General features: G+C 70.0%; 19 protein-coding genes. 14 read left to right on the top strand and 5 right to left on the bottom strand.

Annotation, left to right across the window (positions count from 1 at the left end; all coding sequences use genetic code 11):
- Window positions 1-148 precede the first annotated feature (148 nt).
- The 9 genes from STRTU_RS16085 to STRTU_RS16045 all read left to right on the top strand — a co-directional run bounded on the left by STRTU_RS16085 (window position 149) and on the right by STRTU_RS16045 (window position 9918).
- Window positions 149-499 carry a YbaB/EbfC family nucleoid-associated protein gene (locus STRTU_RS16085; protein ID WP_078889642.1) on the top strand — a complete coding sequence of 117 codons (351 nt, stop codon included), beginning with the start codon at window positions 149-151 and terminating at the stop codon, window positions 497-499.
- A 51-nt stretch (window positions 500-550) separates the two neighbouring features.
- Window positions 551-1150: a recombination mediator RecR gene (gene recR, locus STRTU_RS16080; protein ID WP_018089931.1), complete on the top strand. Its 600-nt coding sequence runs from the start codon at window positions 551-553 to the stop codon at window positions 1148-1150.
- Window positions 1143-1805: a DUF5063 domain-containing protein gene (locus STRTU_RS16075; RefSeq protein WP_159744150.1), complete on the top strand. Its 663-nt coding sequence runs from the start codon at window positions 1143-1145 to the stop codon at window positions 1803-1805. Before recR ends, STRTU_RS16075 begins: the two co-directional genes overlap by 8 nt.
- Window positions 1806-2113: 308 nt before the next feature.
- Entirely contained in the window at window positions 2114-3385 is a 1272-nt protein-coding gene (locus STRTU_RS16070) for an aspartate kinase (RefSeq protein WP_018089933.1), read from the top strand.
- Window positions 3382-4497, top strand: a complete 1116-nt coding sequence (locus STRTU_RS16065; protein WP_246240602.1) for an aspartate-semialdehyde dehydrogenase — start codon at window positions 3382-3384, stop codon at window positions 4495-4497. Before STRTU_RS16070 ends, STRTU_RS16065 begins: the two co-directional genes overlap by 4 nt.
- 464 nt (window positions 4498-4961) lie before the next feature.
- Window positions 4962-5624: a SigE family RNA polymerase sigma factor gene (locus STRTU_RS16060; RefSeq protein WP_174878876.1), complete on the top strand. Its 663-nt coding sequence runs from the start codon at window positions 4962-4964 to the stop codon at window positions 5622-5624.
- A 272-nt stretch (window positions 5625-5896) separates the two neighbouring features.
- A complete protein-coding gene (locus STRTU_RS16055) occupies window positions 5897-7363 on the top strand; it encodes a hypothetical protein (protein WP_246240593.1) in 1467 nt (488 codons plus the stop codon).
- Window positions 7364-7601: 238 nt separating this feature from the next.
- Window positions 7602-8555: an SURF1 family protein gene (locus tag STRTU_RS16050; RefSeq protein ID WP_159744148.1), complete on the top strand. Its 954-nt coding sequence runs from the start codon at window positions 7602-7604 to the stop codon at window positions 8553-8555.
- Between the two features lie 376 nt (window positions 8556-8931).
- On the top strand, window positions 8932-9918 hold the full coding sequence (locus tag STRTU_RS16045; RefSeq protein WP_159746989.1) for a cation diffusion facilitator family transporter: 987 nt from the start codon (window positions 8932-8934) through the stop codon (window positions 9916-9918).
- Between the two features lie 250 nt (window positions 9919-10168).
- Here the strand turns inward: STRTU_RS16045 and STRTU_RS16040 are convergent, their stop codons facing one another.
- On the bottom strand, window positions 10169-12013 hold the full coding sequence (locus STRTU_RS16040; protein WP_159746988.1) for a S9 family peptidase: 1845 nt from the start codon (window positions 12011-12013) through the stop codon (window positions 10169-10171).
- Window positions 12014-12259: 246 nt separating this feature from the next.
- Between STRTU_RS16040 and STRTU_RS16035 the strand changes: the two genes are divergently transcribed.
- Complete coding sequence (locus tag STRTU_RS16035) at window positions 12260-13093, top strand: class I SAM-dependent methyltransferase (RefSeq protein ID WP_159744147.1); 834 nt, start codon at window positions 12260-12262, stop codon at window positions 13091-13093.
- Window positions 13094-13325: 232 nt separating this feature from the next.
- Here the strand turns inward: STRTU_RS16035 and STRTU_RS16030 are convergent, their stop codons facing one another.
- Window positions 13326-14618 (bottom strand): cytochrome P450 family protein, encoded by a 1293-nt coding sequence (locus STRTU_RS16030; RefSeq protein ID WP_269777363.1) that lies wholly within the window; start codon window positions 14616-14618, stop codon window positions 13326-13328.
- Between the two features lie 319 nt (window positions 14619-14937).
- Entirely contained in the window at window positions 14938-15699 is a 762-nt protein-coding gene (locus tag STRTU_RS16025) for a TetR/AcrR family transcriptional regulator (protein WP_159744145.1), read from the bottom strand.
- Window positions 15700-16194: 495 nt separating this feature from the next.
- Here STRTU_RS16025 and STRTU_RS16020 point away from each other — a divergent pair, with 495 nt between their 5' ends.
- Window positions 16195-18291, top strand: coding sequence for a bifunctional polysaccharide deacetylase/glycosyltransferase family 2 protein (locus tag STRTU_RS16020; RefSeq protein WP_159744144.1), 2097 nt, complete (start codon window positions 16195-16197; stop codon window positions 18289-18291).
- A gap of 209 nt (window positions 18292-18500) precedes the next feature.
- The gene (locus STRTU_RS16015; protein ID WP_308789378.1) at window positions 18501-20075 is read left to right on the top strand and encodes an LCP family protein; all 1575 of its coding nucleotides are present in this window, start codon (window positions 18501-18503) and stop codon (window positions 20073-20075) included.
- A 47-nt stretch (window positions 20076-20122) separates the two neighbouring features.
- Here STRTU_RS16015 and STRTU_RS16010 read toward each other — a convergent pair whose 3' ends face one another.
- Window positions 20123-20572: a DoxX family protein gene (locus STRTU_RS16010; protein ID WP_159744143.1), complete on the bottom strand. Its 450-nt coding sequence runs from the start codon at window positions 20570-20572 to the stop codon at window positions 20123-20125.
- A gap of 193 nt (window positions 20573-20765) precedes the next feature.
- Here STRTU_RS16010 and STRTU_RS16005 point away from each other — a divergent pair, with 193 nt between their 5' ends.
- Complete coding sequence (locus STRTU_RS16005; protein ID WP_159746986.1) at window positions 20766-21983, top strand: amidohydrolase family protein; 1218 nt, start codon at window positions 20766-20768, stop codon at window positions 21981-21983.
- Window positions 21984-22096: 113 nt separating this feature from the next.
- Here STRTU_RS16005 and STRTU_RS16000 read toward each other — a convergent pair whose 3' ends face one another.
- Window positions 22097-22645 carry a hypothetical protein gene (locus STRTU_RS16000; protein WP_159744142.1) on the bottom strand — a complete coding sequence of 183 codons (549 nt, stop codon included), beginning with the start codon at window positions 22643-22645 and terminating at the stop codon, window positions 22097-22099.
- 349 nt (window positions 22646-22994) lie between these two features.
- Here STRTU_RS16000 and STRTU_RS15995 point away from each other — a divergent pair, with 349 nt between their 5' ends.
- Window positions 22995-23756: an FkbM family methyltransferase gene (locus STRTU_RS15995; RefSeq protein ID WP_246240588.1), complete on the top strand. Its 762-nt coding sequence runs from the start codon at window positions 22995-22997 to the stop codon at window positions 23754-23756.
- Window positions 23757-23762 lie beyond the last annotated feature (6 nt).

Here is a 23762-nt window from a genome sequence, read left to right as displayed (position 1 = left end):
GGGCGGCGCGTACCCGTGTGGGCCGCCGTAACCATCCGTACCACCGGCGTACACGCGTGCTCCTCCCTACGGCGTAGGGCGCGGGGGCGGTGGAACACGTAGGCTCGGGCTACCGCACCAATCGTTGTCGTATGGCAGGAGTCACGTCGTGATCCCCGGTGGTCAGCCCAATATGCAGCAGCTGCTTCAGCAGGCTCAGAAGATGCAGCAGGACCTCGCGGCAGCCCAGCAGGAACTGGCGGAGACACCCGTCGAGGGTTCCGCGGGCGGCGGTCTGGTCAAGGCGACGGTGACCGGTTCCGGTGAGCTCCAGGGCCTGGTCATCGACCCCAAGGCGGTCGACACCGACTCGGCGGAGGAGACCGCCGAGACGATCGCCGATCTCGTACTGGCGGCGGTCCGGGACGCCAACGCCAGTGCTCAGCAGCTCCAGCAGCAGAAGCTCGGTCCGCTCGCCCAGGGTCTGGGCGGCGGCGGTATCCCCGGTCTCCCCTTCTGAGGAGTAGCCAACTAGCGTACGCAGCACGGCAGAAGAGAGAGAAGACGTTCCGTGTATGAAGGCGTGGTCCAGGACCTGATCGACGAGTTGGGCAGGCTGCCCGGCGTCGGTCCCAAGAGCGCGCAGCGGATCGCCTTCCACATTCTTCAGGCCGAGCCGACCGATGTCCGCCGGCTCGCGAACGCGCTGATGGAGGTCAAGGCGAAGGTCCGGTTCTGCGGCACCTGCGGCAATGTGGCGCAGGAGGAGCAGTGCCGGGTCTGTCTGGACCCGAGGCGCGATCCGGCGGTCATCTGCGTCGTGGAGGAGCCCAAGGACGTCGTGGCGATCGAGCGGACCCGCGAGTTCCGCGGTCGCTACCACGTCCTCGGTGGGGCGATCAGCCCGATCGAGGGCGTGGGCCCCGACGACCTGCGGATCAGGGAACTGCTGGCCAGGCTCGCGGACGGCACCGTCACCGAGCTGATTCTGGCCACCGACCCGAATCTGGAGGGCGAGGCCACGGCCACGTATCTGGCCCGCATGATCAAACCCATGGGCCTGAGAGTGACGCGACTGGCGAGCGGTCTGCCGGTCGGCGGCGATCTGGAGTACGCGGACGAGGTCACGCTGGGGCGGGCCTTCGAAGGGAGGAGACTTCTCGATGTCTGATGCCACGCTGCACAACGCGACACAGGACCCGGACGACTTCGCGGTATCGATCTCCGATTCGATCGAGAGCTTCATCGTCGCCGTGACGGAAGTCGCCAAGGGTGACGAGCCGGACAGCGCGGTGCCCTTCCTGCTGCTGGAGGTCTCCCAGCTGCTGCTCACCGGCGGCCGTCTGGGCGCCCACGAGGACTTCGTCCCGGACGAGCGGTACGAGCCGGACACCGGCCCGGAGCCGGACGTCGACGAGCTGCGCGAGCGCTTCGCGACCCTGCTCGAACCGGTGGATGTGTACTCCGAGGTCTTCGACCCGTATGTGCCGCGCAGCGAGCCGGTCGCCAGCCGGATCTCCGACGACCTGGCCGACGTGATCACCGATCTGCGGCACGGTCTGGCGCACTACCGGGCGGGCCGGGTCAGCGAGGCGCTGTGGTGGTGGCAGTTCTCCTACCTCTCCAACTGGGGCCCGACCGCCTCCGCCGCCCTGCGGGCGCTGCAGTCGCTGGTCGCCCACGTACGCCTCGACCAGCCGCTGGACGAGCTGGACGGCCTCGACACGGACAGCGCCATCAGCGTCGACGAGGAGCAGCTCGCCGAGGAGGCCGGGAAGGTCATGGCGGCGGAGATCGCCGGGCCGCTGGGGCTGCGCGGAAGGTGACCCCGGGGGCCCGCCGCCGTGGCCGGAGCCTGTGACCTGGGTTACGTTTCCGTGTGTACCGGCCTGGAGCGGGCATGTGCTCGCCGAGCGGGCGCAACGGTGCGCCTTGTGGATCCGCCGCGAGACGGGGGACGCACGAGCCAGCTGAGCACGGCGAGACAGCCGTGATCAATGGGTGAGTCCCATGTCTCACGATGTGGTATCAGCAGGGCGGACTCCGCTTGCTCGTTAGACTGAGCCGACCGCAGTACCCCCATTTCCGGGGGTCCGGGAGGAAACTCCCGATGAGACAGTTGCGAGGAGCGCACGTGGGCCTTGTCGTGCAGAAGTACGGCGGCTCATCCGTTGCGGATGCCGAGGGCATCAAGCGCGTTGCCAAGCGAGTCGTCGAAGCCAAGAAGAACGGCAACCAGGTTGTCGTGGTGGTTTCGGCGATGGGCGACACGACGGACGAGCTGATCGATCTCGCGCAGGAAGTGTCCCCGATTCCGTCGGGGCGCGAGTTCGACATGCTGCTGACCGCCGGAGAGCGGATCTCCATGGCCCTGCTGGCGATGGCGATCAAAAACCTCGGCCATGAGGCGCAGTCCTTCACGGGCAGCCAGGCCGGTGTGATCACCGATTCCGTGCACAACAAGGCACGGATCATCGATGTCACGCCGGGCCGGATCAAGACGTCCGTCGACGAGGGCAATATCGCCATCGTCGCCGGATTCCAGGGTGTGTCCCAGGACAAGAAGGACATCACGACGCTGGGGCGCGGTGGGTCGGACACCACCGCCGTCGCGCTGGCGGCCGCCCTGGACGCCGATGTCTGTGAGATCTACACCGATGTGGACGGTGTCTTCACCGCCGACCCCCGGGTCGTGAAGAAGGCCCGGAAGATCGACTGGATCTCCTTCGAGGACATGCTGGAGCTGGCCAGCTCCGGCTCCAAGGTGCTGCTGCACCGTTGTGTCGAATACGCACGCCGTTACAACATCCCGATCCATGTCCGCTCGTCCTTCTCGGGACTGCGGGGCACCTGGGTCAGCAACGAACCGCAAGGGGACCAGCCGATGGAGCAGGCAATCATCTCGGGCGTCGCACATGACACCTCCGAGGCGAAGGTCACGGTCGTCGGAGTCCCGGACAAGCCGGGCGAGGCCGCGCGCATCTTCCGTGCGATCGCGGACTCCGAGGTCAACATCGACATGGTCGTGCAGAACGTGTCGGCCGCGTCGACCGGACTGACCGACATCTCCTTCACGCTGCCCAAGGCGGAGGGCCGCAAGGCCGTCGCCGCCCTGGAGAAGACCCGGGCAGCGGTCGGCTTCGACTCGCTGCGCTACGACGACCAGATCGCCAAGATCTCCCTGGTCGGCGCGGGGATGAAGACCAACCCCGGCGTCACCGCGACGTTCTTCGAGGCGCTGTCGAACGCGGGTGTGAACATCGAGCTCATCTCGACATCCGAGATCCGCATCTCGGTCGTCACCCGTGCCGATGACGTCAACGAGGCCGTGTGCGCCGTGCACACCGCCTTCGGTCTCGACACCGACAGTGACGAAGCCGTGGTCTATGGCGGCACCGGTCGATGATTCCGGCCGAGGCGGGCCGTCCGTCCCTCGCTGACACGCTGGGGACGGAGGCCCGTACGGCCGCCAAGCCGCAGCTCGCCGTCGTCGGTGCCACCGGCGCCGTCGGCTCGGTCCTGTTGGGCATCCTGTCCGAGCGGGCCGACATCTGGGGCGAGATCCGGCTGATCGCCTCTCCCCGCTCGGCCGGCCGCAAGCTGACCGTGCGGGGTGCGGAGGTCGAGGTCGTCGCGCTGAGCGAGGAAGCCTTCGACGGTATCGACGTCGCGATGTTCGACGTCCCCGACCAGGTCTCCGCCCAGTGGGTGCCGGTCGCGGTCTCCAAGGGCGCGGTCGTCATCGACAACGCGGGCACGTTCCGGCTGGACCCGGACGTGCCCCTCGTCGTGCCCGAGGTCAATGCGCACGCCGCCCGGGTACGCCCGCGCGGCATCATCGCCAACCCGAACTGCACCACCCTCTCGATGATCGTCGCGCTGGGCGCGCTGCACGCCGAGTACGGGCTGAGCGAGCTGATCGTCTCCTCGTACCAGGCGGTTTCCGGGGCGGGCAGAGCAGGCGTCGATACGTTGCGGGCGCAGGTGTCCGCGGTGTCCGGTACGGAGCTGGGGAACACGCCCGGCGATGTGCGGCGGGCCGTCGGGGACACCCTGGGGCCGTTTCCGGCGCCGATCGCCCTCAACGTCGTGCCCTGGGCCGGCTCGCTCCAGGAGGACGGCTGGTCCTCCGAGGAGCTCAAGATCCGCGATGAGTCCCGCAAGATCCTGGGGCTGCCGGAGCTGCCGGTCACCGCGACCTGTGTGCGGGTTCCGGTGATCACCACCCACTCGCTGACCGTGCACGCCCGGTTCGAGAACGAGGTCACGGTCGCCGGGGCGCACGAGATCCTGGCCGCGGCCCCCGGCGTCGTCCTCACCGACGACCCCGCTGCGGGCGAGTACCCGACCCCGGCCGATGTCGTCGGGACGGATCCGACCTGGGTCGGGCGGGTGCGGCGTTCGCTGGACGATCCGCGGGCGCTGGAGCTGTTCGTGTGCGGGGACAACCTGCGCAAGGGGGCGGCGCTGAACACGGCGCAGGTCGGTGAGCTGGTGGCGGGGGAGCTGCGGGGCTAGGGGCGGGCTCGGGGGCTGCTGCTGTGCTTCCGTTGGGGCGGGCCCGGTACGGGCGTTGCGATGCGAGGGCGGGCCGGAAAAGCCACGGCGCGGGAACGGTGGGCGAGTTGGCGGGAACGGCCGTCGTGCGCCGTGCGCCTGGGGGATACTTTGTGCAGCGTGTGAAGATTCTGTGAGCTCATTGCCGGTCCCCACCTCTTGATCTGGGCTGACGATCTGTTCGACCATTCGCTCCCCGCCGCACTGCAACCGGCAGTCGGGTGGGGAGCGTCTTTGTCGCCGCCCTTAGGGGTGACTTCAGGGGAGCCTGCGGGCCGCATGTGAGCCCTCGGGTATCGGGGTCTTCACGTAGGGGCAAATCAGGGCATTCAGGAAGAGCTGGTACGCATGAGGGCATTTAATGCATCGTCAAAAGCGATGCCTTGCGCGTACAACCCTTACAGGGGGAAGCGTGTCCAACAGGCGTGGCAGAGGTACTCGGATTCACCATCGCCCCAGCGGGCGCAGCCGGCGCGGCAGTGCACCCACCGCGCCCCCGTGTGTCCGGGGGCATGCCGGTGATCGCCCCGTGGCCCACCACGCGTCCCGCACAGCTTCCCCCTCAGCGTGGGGATGCTGACGACGCGATGGCAGCGGGTACCACAGTCGACCACCTCACCGAGACCTACCGCGCGCACTACCGCTCGCTGCTCGGTCTCGCCGCGCTGCTCCTCGACGACACCGCCTCCTGTGAGGACGTCGTCCAGGAGGCCTTCATCCGCGTGCACTCCGCGCGCGGACGGGTGCGCGAACCGGAGAAGACCCTGGCCTACCTCCGGCAGACCGTCGTCAACCTCTCGCGCTCCGCGCTGCGTCGGCGCATCCTCGGGCTCAAGCTGCTCTCCAAGCCGATGCCCGATATGGCGAGCGCTGAGGAGGGCGCATACGACCTGCTGGAGCGGGATCAGCTGATCAAGGCGATGCGGGGGCTGCAGCGGCGGCAGCGCGAAGTGCTGGTGCTGCGCTACTTCGCCGATATGACCGAGGCGCAGGTGGCCGAGACGCTCGGCATATCGCTCGGCTCCGTGAAGGCCTACGGGTCCCGGGGTATCGCGGCGCTCCGCGTCGCGATGGAGGCTCCGGCATGAGTGGCAGGACGTTTGGCCGGCACCATCCGGACGGGGCGTTTGGCTCGGGCGAGTTGGGCGGCTCCGGCGGTTCGTACGGCTTGGGCGGCTCGTACGGCCCGGGTGGCCCGTGTGGCTCAGGTGGCCCGGGTGGCTCGGGTGGTGCGATGCGTCTGAGTCGTCCGGACGCGCCGAGTTTCCCGAATCCTCCGAATCCTTCGAACTTCCCGAGCGGCCTGTATACCCCGAATGCCCCGAACACCCCGAATACCCCGAGCACTTCGATCGACCTCATGAACCACAGTGGCCCCCGCACGCACGGGCCCGGCCCGCTCGACTCGGCCCGTACGGGGACCCCGTACGGGCAGAGGCGCGAGGCGTCCGGCGCCCCTGGTGCTCCCGGCGTGGGCGAACTGGCCGGCGTGCGCGGGGAGTCCGCCGATGTGGCGCGTGGCCTGTATGCGGCGCGTGAGGCGCAAGGGCATCCCCATGGTGAGCCGGGTAGCGGCCGTCGGGCCGGTGTCACCTCCGGGCAGGGGAGGAAAACCGGCCAAGTGTCCGGCAGCGGCGATGACATCGCTGTCACGGATGGTGCGCAGGCTGCCACAGAGGGTGCCTCGGGTGCCGGTGGCGAGCCCGACAGCCATGCGTACGGCAACGACGGGCCCACCGGCTCCGGCTTCGGCGGCGGTACCGGCGGCGACGGCGGCGATGGCGACGGCCGAAGCCACCCCACCGGCGGCGACTTCGGCGGCGAGGACGATCTGCGGCGGCTGCTGCACTCCCGCGTCGGCGACCTCGAACCCGCGCCGGACGCGCTGGACCGGCTGCGCCGTGCGGTGCCCGCCCGCCGCCAGCGCCGTCGGCACGCCGTCGTGGGTGCGGCGGCCGCGCTGCTGCTCGGCGGCACCTCCATCCCCGCCATGGTCCATGTGGCCCACCTCGCCGGCAGCTCCGAGGAGCGGCCCGCCAACGCGGCGGGCAGCGCGCGCCCCCAGGGCGGTGCCGAAGGGGCCCACGGCGAGGGCACCGAGCAGGCCGGTCCGCAGCCGCCCGGCAAGGGCGGCGAGCAGCGCGGCGAGGACAAGCCCGCGGGCAAGGACAAGGCCAGGGACAGGAACGGCGCGGGCCACGGGGTGGGCTCCGGCGCCCCCGCACCCGACGAGACCATGGACGTCACCTCGCCGGTCTGCGGGCGGGACCAGCTCGGCAAGGGCACCAGCACGGTCGGCACGGCGGACTCCGCGGGCCGCGTCTACGGCGCGTTCCGGGTGGTCAACACCTCCGGCACGGCATGCTCCGTCGAGGGCGGCGGCAGCATCGGCCTGGTCGCCCAGGGCTCCACCAACGCCGACCGCATCCACGTCGTCGATCACACCTCGGGCGACGAGGCCACCGGGCTGCCGGACCCGGCGACCACCCCTGACCAGCTGGTTCTCAAGCCGGGGGAGGCGTACGAGGTCAAGTTCGCCTGGATCCCGGACTCCGGCGGCGGCACCACGGGCTGTGCCACTCCCGGCCCGTCACCGACACCCGACCCCTCCAAGGACCCGGGGCAGTCCCCGGAGGCCGGGACCCCGCCCGGCGACAGCGGCGGCCAGGCGGGCGGCGACGAAGGCCCCGGCGACGGCGGTAGCGCGTCCGGGAGCATCGTGCTCAGCCACACACCGGAGGCGGGCGAGCCGGCTGCGGCTGACGCCAAGGTCGCGGACGCTTGTGCGGGCACGGTGTATCGGACTGAGGCGTTGGCGGGGCGGTAGCGGTAGCGGTAGTGGCTGTGGCTGTGGCTGTGGCTGCGGTTGCGGTTGCGGGCGACGGGCTCGGCGTGGCGACGGGTTGAGTGGTGCTGAGGGCCGGGAGCGGGCGATAGTCCGGGCAGCGGCCGTCGAGAGCGGGCGGTAGTCCGGGAGGAGCCGACGGTCCAGGTTGCGGCCGGTTGGAGCGGGCCGTGGAGGGGTCGGTGCGGCCCCGTGGGCCGGGCCCCGTACCGTTGGGGGCGTGTACCGGTTCCTGCTGACCCCGCGGTGGTGGGGAATCAACGTCTTCGCCGTACTGGCGATTCCCTTCTGCATCTTCATGGGCAGCTGGCAGCTGAGCCGCTTCGAGGACCGCGTCGACAACCACCAGCAGCAGGAAGACCGCTCCGACCGGGCCAGGACCGCGGCCGCCCGTCCCCTGGAGCAACTGCTGCCCGTCGACAAGGTGACCTCTGGCCGCCAGGCCAGCGCCCGCGGGCACTACGACACCGGGCACCAACTGCTCGTACCGGGCCGTACGTTGAAGGACAAGCACGGCGAGCGACAGGGCTTCTACGTCCTCACCCTGCTCCGTACGGACGGCGGCAAGGCCCTGCCGGTCGTACGGGGCTGGCTGCCCGGCGACGCCGGTGCGAAGGCCGACACGGCGAAGGTGCCCGCGCCCCCCAAGGGCGAGGTGACGGTCACCGGCGCGCTGCAGGCATCCGAGAATCAGGGGACCGACGGCGTCCAGGCCGCCGGCGCGTCGGCACCGGGCCGGCTCGGCATGATCAGCGCGGCGTCGCTGGTCAACATCGTGTCGTACGACGTCTACGACGCCTGGATCACGCTCAGCGACACCCAGGCACCGCTGCGCGCCGTCCCCCCGGCCGCGGCCGAGGGCAGCGGACTCGACCTCAAGGCCTTCCAGAACCTCGGCTACACCGGCGAGTGGTTCGTCTTCGCCGGCTTCGTCGTCTTCATGTGGTTCCGGCTCTTCCGCCGCGACGTCGAGGCCGCCAAGGACGCGGCGTTGGGGATCGGGGAGAGCGGCCAGGAGGGCGGCGTGGCGGCTGCCGGGGATGCCGGGGCGGGGCGACTGGGTGCGGGCCAGGAGGCCGCGGGTCAGGACGCCGTGGGGCGGGCTGCTGCTATCGAGGACGACGGCAGTGGCGAAGGCCAGGGCGAGGCGGCGGCGCGGGCCGGGAAGATCTGACTCCCGCCCCGTCACACGACCCGCACCAGCTCTGCTTCTGCTTCTGCAAGGGCATTGCACCTGGTCAGAGGCCGTATCACGGTGGTAGCCGCAATCGGATCGGCGTGCCACGGTAGGCCACATGGCAGACAACGGCACTCACCCGCACGGCCGTGGTCACTTGCACGGTCAGGGACAGACGGACGGTCGTGGGGACGTGGACGGCCGAGGGCAGCCGGACGGTCATGGACGCGTGCACGGCCGGGGGCAGCCGGACGGTCGTGCAGGCGTGCGTGGCCATGGCGACGGCCACAGCCACGCGCACGCACGTGGCCAGGCGCAAGGTCACACGTCCCAGCCTCCACACGGTCCGCACCCCTCCCGCCGCTGGGCGGAGCTGCGGCACCAACTCGCTCACCTGGTCACCCCGCACAGCCATGCGGCCATCGACAAGGTCGACACCGCGCTGGAGACCTCCCGCGAGGGCCTGCGCACGCTGTGGATCTCGCTCGGCATCCTGGGCCTGACCAGCCTGATCCAACTGGTGATCGTCGCCCTGTCGGGATCGGTGGCACTGCTCGGCGACACCATCCACAACGGTGCCGACGCCCTGACCGCCGTCCCGCTGGGCATCGCCTTCCTGCTCGGCCGCCGGGCCGCGAACCGTCGCTACACCTACGGCTACGGCCGCGCCGAGGACCTCGCGGGCATCGCCATCGTGCTGACGATCGCCGCGTCCTCGGTATGGGCCGCCTACGAGTCCGTGGACCGGCTGCTGCACCCCCGCGAGGTCAGCCATCTCTGGGCCGTGGCCGTGGCCGCCGTCATCGGGTTCGTCGGCAATGAATGGGTCGCCCGCTACCGCATCCGTACCGGCCGCAGAATCGGCTCGGCAGCGCTCGTCGCCGACGGCCTGCACGCCCGTACCGACGGCTTCACCTCCCTCGCCGTCCTCCTCGGCGCGGGCGGCGCGGCGCTCGGCTGGCAACAGGCCGACCCCCTCATCGGCCTGCTGATCACCGCCGCCATCCTCATGGTGCTGCGCGACGCGGCCCGCGAGGTCTACCGGCGGCTGATGGACTCCGTCGACCCCGCCCTGATCGACGCCGCCGAGACGGCACTACGCGGGGTCGACGGCGTCCACGGCGTCGGCCAGGTCCGTATGCGCTGGATCGGCCACACCCTGCGGGCCGAAGCCGACATCGTCGTCGCCGCCCACCTGACCGTGGTGCGCGCACATGCCCTCGCCGTGGCCGCCGAACACGCCCTCATCCACGCCATCCCCCGCCTCACCGCCGCAACCGTTCACACGGACCACACCCCAGACAACACGCCCGAGGGCCGCAACCCCCACGCGGCCTTGGCCCACCACGGCCCAACCTGACCTCCCCCGGGGGCCCCTCCCCCCCACCCCACCCTCCCCCTCCACCACCACCCACCCACGGCTCGATGCCGTGCGCCTACGGTCCCGGCGCAGCACCGTGCCGGCGGTCCCGGCGTAGCACTGTGTCGGCGGTCCCTGCGCAGCACCGTTTCGGCGGTCCCGGCGCAGCGCCGCGCCCCACCCGGTGCCCCGAGCCCCTTTAGCCCCCCGCGAACCGCTCAGCCCGCCAACCCCTCAGCCCGCCAACCCCTCAACCCCTCTCCATCACATGTCGCTGTGCGAAATCGAGTTCCAGGCGGACCTGCTTGATGCGTTCCTCCACCACGAGGGAGCCGTGCCCGGCGTCGTAGCGGTAGACCTCGTGTGGGTGGCCGCGGCCTGCCAGGCGCTGGACGTAGTTCTCCACCTGCTGGATCGGGCAGCGGGGGTCGTTGACGCCTGCGGAGATGTAGACCGGGGCCCGCACCGCGTCCACATACGTCAGCGGTGAGGACGCCTCGAAGCGCTCCGGGACCTCCTCGGGGGTGCCGCCCATCAGGGTCCGGTCCATCGCCTTGAGGGCTTCCATCTCGTCGTTGTACGCCGTGACATAGTCCGCGACCGGAACCGCCGCCAGGCCCACGGCCCAGGCATCCGGCTGGGTGCCGAGCCCCAGCAGGGTCAGATAGCCGCCCCATGAGCCGCCCGACAGCACCAGCCGCTCCGGATCGGCCAGGCCGGACGAGACCGCCCACTCGCGCACCGCGGCGATGTCCTCCAGCTCGATCAGCCCGACGCGGTGCTTGAGGGCATCCGTCCAGGCGCGGCCGTAGCCGGTCGAGCCGCGGTAGTTGACGCGGACGACCGCGAAGCCGTGGTCCACCCAGGCCGCGGGCGACGAGGCGAACGCGTCGCTGTCGTGCCAGGTCGGCCCGCCGTGTATGTCGAACACCGTCGGGAAGGGGCCGTCGCCCGCCGGCTGCTGAACCAGTGCGTGGATACGGCCGCCGGGGCCCTCCACCCAGATGTCCCGCACCGGCACCGACCCGGGTGCCTTCGGACCGGGCGGGTCGAGCACGACCGCGCCGCTCGTCGACCGCACCTCCGGGGGCTGCGCCGCCGACGACCACAGGAACTCCACCGTCCCGTCCGGCCGCGCCGTGGCCCCCGAGACCGTGCCGGCCGGGGTCTCGACCCGGGTCAGGGGAGCAGTGGCAGAGGCCGCGGCGTCACCGGAATCGGTACCTGTAGCGGCCGGGGACGGGGAGTCCTGGCGGTCCGCCGTGCCCAGCTCGTAGCGCCACAGTTCGCTCCGTGCCTGGTACTCGTGCTCCACCAGCAGCGCAGACCCGTCGGGATACCAGTCGGCGCCCACGTCGCCGGGAAGGTCGATGTCCAGGGCGGTCTCCACCCCGGTCAGCGGGTCCCAGATCATCGGCTCCCAGCGGCCCCGCCGCTGATGCCCGACCAGCAGCCGGGTGTCCCCGTCCACCGGTGCGAAGCCCATCACCGCCAGGCCCAGCTCCTCGGTCCCGCCGTTGGTGTCGTCCAGCTCCGCGACCGTGGAACCGTCGGGCCGTACGACACGGATCGCGGAGTGCATCGCATCGCCGTGCTCGGTGTGCTCCAGGGCGATCAGCGAGCCGTCGTGCGAGAGATCGCCCACGCCCGCGGACTCGTGGTGCCGGTAGATCTCCACGGCCGTCTGGCCCGGCCGGACGATATGGACCGTCGAGCCCTCCTCGTCCGTCGAGCATCCGACGACCGCCGTCCCGTCCCGGCCGATCGCCAGCCCGCCCGAGTACGACGGGGCGAGACCAGGGGTCGCCGGCTCATCCGGGCCGCCCTCGAACGGCTGCCGCATCCAGACACCGAACTCGTCCCCGTCGGTGTCCGAGAACCACCAGATCCACTGCCCGTCCGGTGACAGCGTCCCGTCCGTGGTGCCCTTCGGCCGGTCCGTGGCCTGCCGCTGCTTGCCGGTGGCCCGGTCCCAGGCATAGAGCTCGGAGGTGCCGGTGGCGTTCGAGACGAAGAGGGAACGGTCCGGGGCGTCCTCGGCCCAGTCCGGCAGCCCGATCCGCGGCGCGCGGAAGCGCTTCTCCCAGTCCGGCACCGCGGCGTCCGCGCCGCGGGGGGCCGCCGGGCCTGTTGCGCCCGTCGTCGACCCGGCTGTCCCCTTTATCGGGCCGGCCGCGCCCGTCCTCGTCCCGGCGGTGTCCGGGGCGTCAGTAGTCGAAGGGTGTGGAGCGGTGGGGTCGGGGCCTGGGGCGGGGGTCGTCTCGTCAGTCATGGGCCCATTCTGCGCCCGGTGCCAGAAATCCGTTGGCGAGAGCCGTCAGGCTGTGGATAACTTCGCCGAATGCGCAAAATTACGGGCCCCGAGGACTGGCGGGAGACGAATCGTGCGAGGTGGGACGAACGCGTCGCCATCCACATGGCGAGTGATTTTTACGACCAGGACGGGTTCCGCCGGGCCCGTGACGTGCTCCGTGACTTCGAGGTCGCCGAGGTCGGCGACGTCACCGGCCGGTCCCTCCTCCACCTCCAGTGCCACTTCGGCCAGGACACCCTCTCCTGGGCCCACCGCGGCGCGGCCCGCGTCGTCGGCCTGGACTTCTCCGAACCGGCCGTCGACACCGCCCGCGAACTCGCCGCCGAACTCGGCTACGGCCCCGACCGCGCGGCATTCGTCGCCGCCGACGTCTATGACGCCGCCGAAGCCGTCCCCGACGCCGCGTACGACATCGTCTACACCGGCCTCGGCGCCCTGAACTGGCTCCCGGACGTGGCACGCTGGGCCGACACCGCCGCCTCCCTCGTCGCCCCGGGCGGCTTCCTCTACCTCGCCGAATTCCATCCGCTCTGCGACGCCCTGGACGACGAGACCGGCTCGCGCATCGTCCACGACTACTTCAGCCGCGACGCCTGGGTGGACGAAGTCCCCGGCACCTACACCGACTTCGGCGCACCGACGGTCAACAACCGCAGCGTCGAATGGCAGCACCCGCTCGGCGAGGTCGTCTCCGCCCTGGCCGCGACCGGTCTGCGCATCGACTTCCTGCACGAACACGACATGACGCTCTTCCAGCGCTTCACCGCACTGAGCCGCGACCACGACGGCTACCACCGCTTCCCCGGCGACCGCCCCCGCATCCCGCTCATGTACTCGCTGAAGGCCAGCCGCCCGCGCTGATGAGCGGCCGGGGCCCGCTGCCCGCCGCCCGCACCCGGAGCACTGAGTTCGGGCGTCGAGTGACGTGACGTGAAGCGTCGCGACCTGAAGTGTCGTGACGTGACAGCGGTAGCGGTAGCGGCAGCGGACGAGGGCCCCGTACGCGAACTCGCCCGTACGGGGCCCTCTTTGTTCGCCGAGGCGGCCACCCGCTACCCGTACGGAGCGGCCGGCCACCATGCCTGCGGACCGCTCACCCCAACCGCACCGGCAGCGAATCCAACCGCCAGCTGCCGGGCACCGGCGTTCGCTCCAACTCGTCCGGTGCGACGGCCAGCGACAGCTCCGGGTAGTGCGTGAAGAGCTTGCCGAACGCGACTTCGCCCTCCTGTTTGGCGAGGGTGGCGCCCAGGCAGTAGTGCATTCCGTGGCCGAAGCCCACATGGTTCTCGGCGTGGCCGGCGGGGTGGCGGGTCAGGTCGAGGCGTTCGGGGGCGGTGTAGTGGCGGGGGTCGAAGTTCGCCGATACCAGGATGAGTTGTACGGCGTCGCCCTTACGGATCGGCGTCCCGGCGATCTCGACATCCTCGGAGGCGTACCGCAGCTGGGTCATCTGGCCCGGCCCGCACCAGCGCAGCAGCTCGTGGACGGCACGCGGAAGCAGCTCCGGGTCGTCCTTGACCAGGCGCAGCTGGTCGGGGTGGGTGAGCAGCGCCGCCGTGCCGTTGCCTATCAGGTGGGCGGTGGTCTCGTGGCCGGCCAGGACGACGGTGAGGACCATGGTGACCATCTCGACGTCGCTGAGCCGGCTGCCGTCGTCGTCATGGGTACGGATCAGCTCGCTGAGCAGATCGTCGGTGAGCGCGCCGCGCCGCTCGCGGATCAGTTCATGGATGTGCTCGATCATCGCCGGGAACGAGGTGCTGAGCCGCTCCGGCTGCAGCGAAACGAGGTCGGCGCCCCACTTCCGCCATTGCGGGCGGTCCGCTTCCGGGATGCCGACCAGTTCGCAGATCACGGTGATCGGCAGGGGATAGGCGAAGTGCTTGATCAGGTCGACCACACCGTCCTCGGCGTGCTCGGGAAGCCGGGCCAGCAGCTCGTCGGCGAGCTGCTCGACCCGCGGCCGCAGATCGGTGATCTTGCGTGCCGTGAACGCGCGTGACACCAGACGGCGCAGCCGGGTGTGGTCGGGGGCGTCGTTGTTGAGGATCGACCCCATCAGATACGGCCGGAAATGTTCGGGCATCCCCATCATGTCCAGCAGCCTGGCCGTGGGGCTCTCGTCGATCGAATGCCCCGGTGACGACGCGGCCGGGTTGTTCAGGAACCGCTGATCGCGCAGGACTTGGCGGACCTCTTCGAAGCGCGTCACGAGCCAGACGGGTGAGTCGTCCATGAACCGGCCCGGTAGGACGGGGCCTTGCTCACGCAGTGCGCCGTAGCCGCCGAACGGGTCGGTGATCAGCGCCGGGTCCATCACATTCGGCTCGCCGGGATGCTTTCCGACGTGTGCGGCGAACGGGGAGCTGGATATTGCCGACATCTTTCGATCTCCTCCGTGTTGGGAGTCGGCCCGGGAGCCCGGGTGGGGCCCGGCCGGGCCAGAGCTTGGACGTGGCGCTTTTCTCTCGTGCTCGCACGCGCTCTTTCGCGGTTCTTTCGCGGAAGCGCGGTGGAGCAGTCGTGACCGGATGTCAGTGGGGCGGAGTCAGCCGGGTGCATTCCGTTCCGTGGGGTCGGCTGCAGGCGGCAGGTGCCCCCACGGACCCTCGAAAGGAGCCGTACCCGAAGCCGAAGCGACAGGAATCCACCGGACGAATCCGCCGGACGAATCCGCGCGCACGGGAATCCACCGTCCGGCATCAGTCACGTATCTGCCGGCGCATCTCCTGTGCGCAGAGTGCGGCGAACTGCTTGTAGACGGCGATGATCTCGGGAGCGGCCGCAGCCGCGGCGGCGCGCATACGGGCGGCAGCGGCGTCCGGTCCGGGGCCGGAGACCGGGTCGGAGCCGGTGTGCGGGAGGGCGCCGGCCGGCACCTCCAGCGCGCTTCGGATGGTGTGGGCGAGGATTTCGGCGCGTACCTCCGCGCTTTCCGGGGCGCGGTCGGCCAGCAGCGCCTCGGAAAGGAAAAAGCCGGTGGATGTCGCCAACAAGGCGTATTGCTGGTGTTGTACGTCGGTGTCGTCGCGCAGCAGACCGTGCTCGCGGAGGACTTCCAGATGGTGGCGCAGATTCCGGTCGCCCTGAACGATCAGCTCCGCGAACTCCTTCCGGGCGGTCTCGTGGAGCCGGCCGAGGATATCGCCGTCGTCGGTGTAGACCGCGCGCAATACCGGTTCGGCCTGGAATTCGAGGAAGTGCCGACTCATCATCCGGCTCGGCAGAATCTCCAGCGGGTCTGCCCGCAGACGCGCCAACTGCCGCTGATGCATTCGGAATTGAGCCTTCAGCATGACGGCGAGGAACAGGGAGTCCTTGGTCTTCCAGTGCAGATAGACCGTGCCCTTGCCGACGTTGGCGCGGCGGGCGATCTCGTCGATCGTCACCCGCCGGTAGCCCCAGGCGAGCAGCAACTCCCCTGCCGCGTCCAGGATGCGGTCCGCGCGCTCCGCTCGTTCCACGCCGTTCCCCCTCCGGCTCCATGACCAGATTTCTCATCTGGTCACGCAGTCAAAGTTAGGTCGGACGGCCCCAGGGGATAAGGGTGTTTTCAGTCACCGGCCGGGACGGTGTCCCGTTGCTGTCAGGTGTTACAACAGTCTCAGATCCGGGTGGTGGCACGCCCCGTTGCGCAGGCCGCAATACCGGGCAAAGGCCATCAGGGTTGCCGCTCTGACCTGGGCAAACGTTCCCGGTGAGGGAAGCCGGGGCATCGGTCGCGAGCCTTGTCACCGAGGTAAGGGGGCGTCAGCGCGCGCCGTAACCCGATCTTGGTGGTGAGTACACTCGCCGACCATGTGTGAGGCCAGCCGGAACGCAAAACGGCAGAAAATACGTCTTTCCCAGCCATGTGCCGATGCTTCCGCCCGGCACGGAACGGTGCTGCGGAGCGCCCTCGGCGGCCCCGCCCGAAGACAGCCCACCCCCACCGTGGCAGAGGTCACCCCGGGAGCGACGTGAAACGCCGCTCGCACCGCCGCCGGCACGCACAGTCCCGTGATCCGCGTGGTCACTGGCTGCTGCTGATGCTTGTCCTCCCCCTCGCCTTCGGCGCCCTGTTCTTCGAAGGCTGGACCACCCATGAGGTCGACGCCGCGAAGACCCGGCGCGACTGCACCACGCCGGTGCCGAGGGCGGTGGACAAGGGCGGCCCGGTGGTGCGGCTCGACGGCGGCAAGGTGAAGTCCGCCGGGGTGCCCGCCCGTAACGTCGCGCTCACCTACGACGGGGGCCCCGACCCCGTATGGACGCCACGTCTGCTCGACCTGCTGCACAAGCACCATGTCAAGGCCACCTTCTTCCTCCAGGGCGCCAAGGCCGCCCAGCACCCTGACCTGGTGCGGCGGATCCAGGCCGAGGGCCATGAGATCGGGTCGAACACCTACACCGGTGCCGTCATGGGCTCCGCCTCCGACGTCCGGGCCCGGCTGGAACTCTCCATGACGCAGAGCGCGCTGGCAGGCACCGCGGGCATCCACACCGACCTGCTGCGGCTGCCGCAGACCACCGCCGTGGACACGATGTGCGGCCCGGAGTGGAAGGCCGCCCAGCGGGCCGCCGCGGACGGCTACACCCTGGTGGCCGCCGACCGGTGGTTCCGTAAGCCGTCACAGGGCGTGATCCGGCAATTCGGCCAGAACGATGTCGCCTATCACGACTCGGAAAAGCTGCTCAACAACCCCAGAGTCGAAAAATTCACCACGGTGACATGGGGGGCCGGGCTGCCCGCCGCCGATACGCCGGCCACCGCCCCCGAGCGATGGCTGGGCACGGCCCTCGTCTGGATCAAGCAACTCGGGCACGCATTCGTGAACGGGATGACCTGGGTACTGGGCATCGCCGGCACCCTGGGCGTACTGCGGCTGGCCTCACTCCTCTTCTTCGCCCGCGCCCATGTCCGGCGGCTGGGGCGCATCCGGCCGGGCTCCCCCTGGCTGCGCGAGATCACCGACCCGGTGACCGTCCTGGTCCCCGCCTACAACGAATCGGCCGGCATCGCGTCCACCGTCAGTTCACTGCTCGCCTCCACCCACCGGCAACTACAGATCATCGTGATCGACGACGGGTCGACGGACGAGACGGCGGACATCGCCGAGGCCATCGACGACCCCCGTGTGGAGGTGATCCGCCAGCCCAACTCGGGCAAGGCGGCCGCCCTCAACACCGGTCTGGCGCACGCCCGGTGCGACATCGTGGTCATGGTCGACGCCGACACCGTCTTCGAATCGGACGCCATCTACCGGCTCGTCCAGCCGCTCGCGCACCCGGCCGTGGGCGCCGTCAGCGGCAACACCAAGGTCGGCAACCGCCGCCGCCTGCTGGGCAGATGGCAGCACCTGGAGTACGTCTTCGGGTTCAACCTCGACCGGCGGATGTTCGAGGTCCTGGAGTGCATGCCGACGGTCCCCGGCGCGATCGGCGCCTTCCGCCGGGACGCGCTGATGGGCGTCGGCGGGGTCAGCGAAGACACCCTCGCCGAGGACACCGACCTCACCATGGCCCTGTGGCAGGCGGGCTGGCGGGTGGTCTACGAGGAGTCCGCGATCGCCTGGACCGAGGTGCCCACCTCGCTGAGCCAGCTGTGGCGGCAGCGGTACCGCTGGTGCTACGGCACCCTCCAGGCCATGTGGAAGCACCGCCGCGCCGTCATCGAAGTGGGCCCGGCCGGCCGCTTCGGACGCCGCGGACTGAGCTACCTCACGCTCTTTCAGGTCGCTCTGCCGCTGCTCGCGCCGATCGTCGACGTCTTCGCCCTCTACGGGGCGTTGTTCCGCGGTCCGGTGCTCTCGGCCGGGGTGTGGATCGGTTTCCTCGCCCTCCAACTGGCCTGCGCCGGCTACGCCCTGAAGCTCGACGGCGAACCGGTGCGGGAGCTGTGGGCGATGCCGCTCCAGCTCTTCGTCTACCGGCAGTTGATGTACCTGGTGGTCATCCAGTCCGTGGTGGCCTTCCTGCTCGGCACCCGGCTGAAGTGGCAGCGCATGCAGCGCTCCGGCACCGCCGCACAGCACATCGGCCAGCCGGTCACCTACGAGAGCCTGCCGTCGCCATGACCGTGACCGCCATCCGTACGCCCCGGGGTGTCCGCCCGTCTCCGGACCGGGCGGACCCCCGAGCGGCGGCCCGGCCGGATGTCTCCCGGTCGTCGCCGCGCCCGCGACCCCCGCTCCCGGCCGGGCATTCCGTACATTCGGCCCTTTCGTTTGTGCATATCCCCACACAGTGGTTGGCGAAGTGGGCATGAGCATGCAGACTTCCGCGCATGACTGAATGGCTGGAGGGGCCGCTCGACGGGAACTGGCGCGGCGGCGAAGCGCAGGCGGAGTACGTCGGCAACGGGCAGAACTGGTACCCGGGCGAGCAACCGCCGCAGGGGTATCCGTCCTCTGCGCACGCGTCGCAGGCGTATCAGCCGGAGGTGCACCCGTCCCAGGCGTACCAGCCGGAGGCGTACCTGTCCCAGGGGTACCAGCCGGAGGCGTACCTGCCCCAGGGGTACCAGCCGCAGGTCCACCAGCCTCAGGCGTATCAGCCGGAGGCGTACCCGCCGCAGGTGCACCCGTCCCAGACGCACCCTCAGCAGGCGTACGCGGAACAGCCACTGGACTTCGACGCGTACGGCACCGTCCCTCAGGCACCTCAGGCACCTCAGGCACCTCAGGCACCTCAGGCATTCCAGGCCCCGATGCCCGCCGACCCCGCGGCGCCCGCCGTCCCCGAGGTGCCTCCGCAGCCCTCACCCCGCTTACAGCACAGCCGCCCCGGCCACGGGCGGCCCCCGCTCCGCACCGGCCCCGCGGGTCCGGGCGACGGCAACACCGGCAATGGCAGGCGTGGCGCGGGCAAGCCCCGCCGGCGCCGCAAGCTCACCCGGGTCCTGATCGTCCTGGCCACCGTGCTGGCCGTCGGCTCCGCGGGCACCCTCGTCTGGGCCGACACCGAGCTCAACCGCGAGGTCGACCTCGACAAGATCCCGGACCGCCCGGCGCAGGGCGGCGGCACCAACTACCTGATCGTGGGCTCCGACAGTCGCGTGGGCCTGTCCGACCGGGCCAGGAAGAACCTGCACACCGGCGGCTCGGCCGACGCGGGCCGGCGCACCGACTCCATGATCCTGCTGCACACCGGCGCCAACGGCACGACGATGGTGAGCCTGCCGCGCGACTCATGGGTGACCATCCCGGCACACATCCGCCCCGAAACCGGTAAGCACTACCGCGCGACGAAGAACAAGCTCAACGCGGCGTTCTCCTTCGGCGGCCCCGACCTGCTGGTCCGGACCATCGAGCGCAACACGGGCGTCCACATCGACCACTACACCGAGATCGGCTTCGCGGGCTTCGTCGGCATCGTGAACGCGGTCGGCGGCGTCCCGATGTGCCTGGACCGGGATATCAAGGACAAGAAGTCGGGCGCGGACCTCAAGAAGGGCTGCCATACGCTCGACGGCCGTACGGCGCTCGCCTTCGTCCGCCAGCGCCACCAGGAGGCCAAGGGCGATCTGGGCCGCAGTCAGAACCAGCAGAAGTTCCTGGCCGCGCTCGCCAAGAAGGCCGCCACCCCCGGCGTCCTGCTGGACCCGGGCACGGTCTACCCGACCGTGAACGCCGGCCTCGGCACCCTCATCGTCGACAAGGACACCGGCCTGTCGAACCTCACCTCGCTCTTCAAGGCGATGAAGGCGGTCACGGAGGGCGACGGCAAGCGCCTCAACGTCCCCGTCTCCGACCTCGGCTTCGAGACCCCCAAGGGCAGCGCGGTGAAGTGGAACGAGCGCCAGGCTCAGCAGCTCTTCACCGAGCTGAACAACGACCGGCCGGTGACGGTCGGTCAGTGACAGCCGTCCGGTGACGGCGGGGGCGACCGGTTGTCACGGGCCGACCGTCACAAGAACAACCCCCACACCCCGTCCACCGACCAGCTCTGCCAGCTCATGGCGAGCAGGGCGGTGAGGGAGATCAGCAGCATCATCAGGTTCTGGCCCTGCTCCGCCCAGTCGTGGATCATCAGGGCGAGGTAGATCAGGTTGAGCACGGCCCCGGCGGCCAGGGCTATCGGTGTCAGGAAGCCCACGATCAGGCCGAGGCCGAGTGCCAGCTCCGCGTAGGCGACGAGGTAGGCCATCAAACGGGGGTGCGGCCGCACGAAGCGGTCGAAGCTCTTCCGGATCACCGGCCATCGGTGGTCGGCGGCGATACCGGCCGCCCAGGTGATGCCGCCGCCGGCGAACCAGCTCTTCTTGTCCTTGTGGCGCCAGCTCTCCAGCCACCACAGCCCCAGGCCGATACGGAGGACGGCGAACCACTCGGCACCGCTGAGCCAGATCGTTTGCATGCTGTCCCCTCGACTCCTCCCGAAGCTGAACTGACGATGCGTCAGTTCAGCGGACGTTGCGCGATACCGCAAGGGGGTGGAGTTCCCGGCCCCGCCTTGTCGTCGCAACGGTGAGCCCATAACCTCCGAACTGATGGGTCGTCAGATATCGGTCCGGCGGCGCGACCATCCGGCAGGCAGTTGGGGGTACAGCGTGATCAGCAACGAGAGCGGCACGGCGGAGCTTCCCAAGGTCATCAGCGTGGATGATCACGTGATCGAGCCCGCGCACCTCTTCAAGACCTGGCTTCCGAAGAAGTACCAGGACCGGGGCCCGAAGCCCTTCACCGCAGGAATCGGCGAGCTGGCGTATGTCGGCGGGAAGTACCGCTTCACGACGGACCCCGAGGGGCAGATCACGGACTGGTGGGAGTACGAGGGGCTGATCTTCCCGTACAAGCGCATCATTGCCGCCGTGGGCTTCTCCCGCGACGAGATGACGCTGGACGGGATCACCCGGGAACAGATGCGGCGCGGATGCTGGGACCCCAAGGCCCGGCTGGCGGACATGGACGTCAACCACGTGGAGGCGTCGCTCTGCTTCCCGACGTTCCCGCGCTTCTGCGGGCAGACCTTCGCCGAGGCCGAGGACAAGGAGGTCGGGCTGGCCTGCGTACGGGCGTACAACGACTGGATGGTGGAGGAGTGGTGCGGGGACAGCGGGGGACGGCTGATTCCGCTGTGCCTCATCCCGCTGTGGGACATCGATCTGGCCGTCGCCGAGATCCGGCGCAATGCCGCGCGCGGGGTGCGCGCGGTGACCTTCAGCGAGATTCCCACGTACCTCGGGCTGCCGTCCATCCACTGCGGGTACTGGGACCCGTTCTTCGCCGCGTGCGAGGAGACCGGCACGGTCGTCAACATGCACATCGGCTCGTCGTCCCAGATGCCGGCGGCCTCCCCGGACGCACCTCCGGCCGTGCAGGCGTCCCTGAGCTTCAACAACGCGATGGCCTCGATGATGGACTTCCTCTTCAGTGGCGTCCTCGTGAAGTTCCCGCGGCTCAAACTCGCCTACAGCGAGGGCCAGATGGGGTGGATCCCGTACGCCCTGGAGCGCGCCGATGACGTCTGGGAGGAGCACCGGGCGTGGGGCGGGGTGAAGGACCTGATCCCCGAGCCGCCGTCCTTCTACTACTACCGGCAGATCTTCTGCTGCTTCTTCCGTGACCGGCACGGCGTCGACGCGATCGAGACCGTGGGCGTCAACAACGCCACCTTCGAGACGGACTACCCGCACGTCGACTCGACCTGGCCGCACACCAAGCAGGTGGCGGCCGAGCACATGGCGGGCCTTTCCGACGAGGTGACGTACAAACTCCTGCGCGGCAACGCCATCCGGATGCTGGAACTCCCCTTCGACCAGGGCTGACCGGCCGGGTCACGCACACCGGGCCTGCCCCGCACCGACCGCGCCACGCACGCCGGGCCTGCCCGGCACCGTCCCCATCGCGGCCGACGGTGCCGGGCAGGTCACGGCAGGCCCTACAGCCAGCCCGCGGCCTCCGCGGCGGCGACGGCGGCTGTCTCGGCCGCCTCCGCCTCGGCGTTGAGCACCTCGCTCCTGCCCAGGCCCTCCTTCCCCGCGGCCAGGCCGGCGGCCTGCGATGCCTTGAGGGCGGCCTGGTACGCGGCATCGGAGAGCGCGCCGGTGCCATGGGACCGCGCGATCTGGGCGGCCAGTACGGAGGCGGCGGCAGCGTTCCGGGCATGACGGGCATCGGCCGCGGGGTCCGGCGCCCCGTCGGCCAGCGCGGCGAGCGCATCGGCGGACAGGCGAAGGGCGTTGGCGGCCTTCGAGGCGGCCTCCGTCGGTACGGCGATCACAGCGGCCGGATCCGCCTCGACACCCGCACAGCGGCAGGCGCCCCTGGTACGGGCCGAGGCGCTGTGCGCCCGCGCGACATGACGCTCCCTGAGCGCCTCCTCGCCACTCCTCACCGCCGTTCCATGGCTGCTCAGGGTGGCCTGGGCCTGCCCCGCGTCCTGCTGCTCCGCTCCGTGTGACTGCTCATCTCCGTGGAACTCGCTCATTGCCGTCTCCTTGTCTGTCAGAGCGACAGTGCTGCGTTGGCTGAATTTCCCTTGTCGGCCCGGTGCACTGCGTTTTCCGGGACCACACTGCGGGTGTCGCGCAGGGTGGCACGACGGGCCACAACAGACCAGAGCGGCGCTCGACTTCCACGGTTCCGGCGGAAGCCGGCGGAAAGGCAGACGATCGGTGCGCAACACCATAAGTGAGACGCTGATTACTCTCGGACGCGGCTATCTGCGGGACGCCCCCGGAACGCTGGGCAAGGGAGCATTCGCCAGGCAATGCCTCAATCCATGGTTACGGCGCCTTCCGCGCCAGAGGGTCGTCCGTACGCGATTCGGCGCCGCGATGGCCGTGGATACCCAGGACCTGATCCAGCGCTATGTGTATATGTTCGGCGTGTGGGAGCCCCATATGACCCACTGGCTCCAGCGCCGGCTCCGCCCGGGAGACACCTATATCGACGTCGGCGCCAATATCGGCTACTTCAGCCTGCTCGCCGCACACCTCGTCGGCGACCGGGGCCGGGTAGTCGCGATCGAGGCCTCACCGGCAATTCACGCCAAGCTGCTCCGGCACGCCGAGATGAACGCCTGCCATCAACTCCGCGCCCTCAACACCGCGGTCGCCGACGAGCGCAAGACCGTCACCCTCACCATGGCGAGCTCACACAATTCGGGCGCCGCCAGCATCATCCCGTACGAAGGACAGGCGGAGAGCAGGCTCGATATCGAGGCACGCCCGCTCCCCGAAATCCTCGATCCGGACGACATCACCTCGGCCCGTGTCATCAAAATCGATGTAGAGGGCGCCGAGGGAGCCGTGATCCGCGGCCTGACCCCCCTGCTCGACAAACTCCGCCCGGACGCGGAGCTCACCATCGAAGTAACCCCGAAACGCATGGCGGCCCTGGGCGAATCGGCCGACGATCTGCTCAAGACGATGCGCGATCACGGTTTCCACGCCTATCGCCTCACCAACAACTACGACCCGGGCAGCTACCCGAAGGCGCTGCGCCCCTCGGCGGGGGTGGCGGTGCGGTGGCGCGGGCCGGTGGTGGAGGAGAGCGATGTGATCTTCTCGCGAGTCGATGCGGAAACGCTGCCTTGAGAGCGG

It is taken from the genome of Streptomyces tubercidicus, assembly GCF_027497495.1.
Classification (GTDB): domain Bacteria; phylum Actinomycetota; class Actinomycetes; order Streptomycetales; family Streptomycetaceae; genus Streptomyces; species Streptomyces tubercidicus.
This window is presented reverse-complemented; position numbering and strand designations above follow the sequence as displayed.

Bases quoted from the DNA above. Each gene is read 5' to 3' on its own strand.
- STRTU_RS16075 (WP_159744150.1), top strand. From the start codon at position 1,143: ATGTCTGATGCCACGCTGCACAACGCGACACAGGACCCGGACGACTTC.
- STRTU_RS16065 (WP_246240602.1), top strand. From the start codon at position 3,382: ATGATTCCGGCCGAGGCGGGCCGTCCGTCCCTCGCTGACACGCTGGGG.
- STRTU_RS16055 (WP_246240593.1), top strand. From the start codon at position 5,897: ATGAACCACAGTGGCCCCCGCACGCACGGGCCCGGCCCGCTCGACTCG.
- STRTU_RS16035 (WP_159744147.1), top strand. From the start codon at position 12,260: ATGCGCAAAATTACGGGCCCCGAGGACTGGCGGGAGACGAATCGTGCG.
- STRTU_RS16030 (WP_269777363.1), bottom strand. From the start codon at position 14,618: ATGTCGGCAATATCCAGCTCCCCGTTCGCCGCACACGTCGGAAAGCAT.
- STRTU_RS16015 (WP_308789378.1), top strand. From the start codon at position 18,501: ATGACTGAATGGCTGGAGGGGCCGCTCGACGGGAACTGGCGCGGCGGC.
- STRTU_RS16010 (WP_159744143.1), bottom strand. From the start codon at position 20,572: ATGCAAACGATCTGGCTCAGCGGTGCCGAGTGGTTCGCCGTCCTCCGT.
- STRTU_RS16000 (WP_159744142.1), bottom strand. From the start codon at position 22,645: ATGAGCGAGTTCCACGGAGATGAGCAGTCACACGGAGCGGAGCAGCAG.
- STRTU_RS15995 (WP_246240588.1), top strand. From the start codon at position 22,995: ATGGCCGTGGATACCCAGGACCTGATCCAGCGCTATGTGTATATGTTC.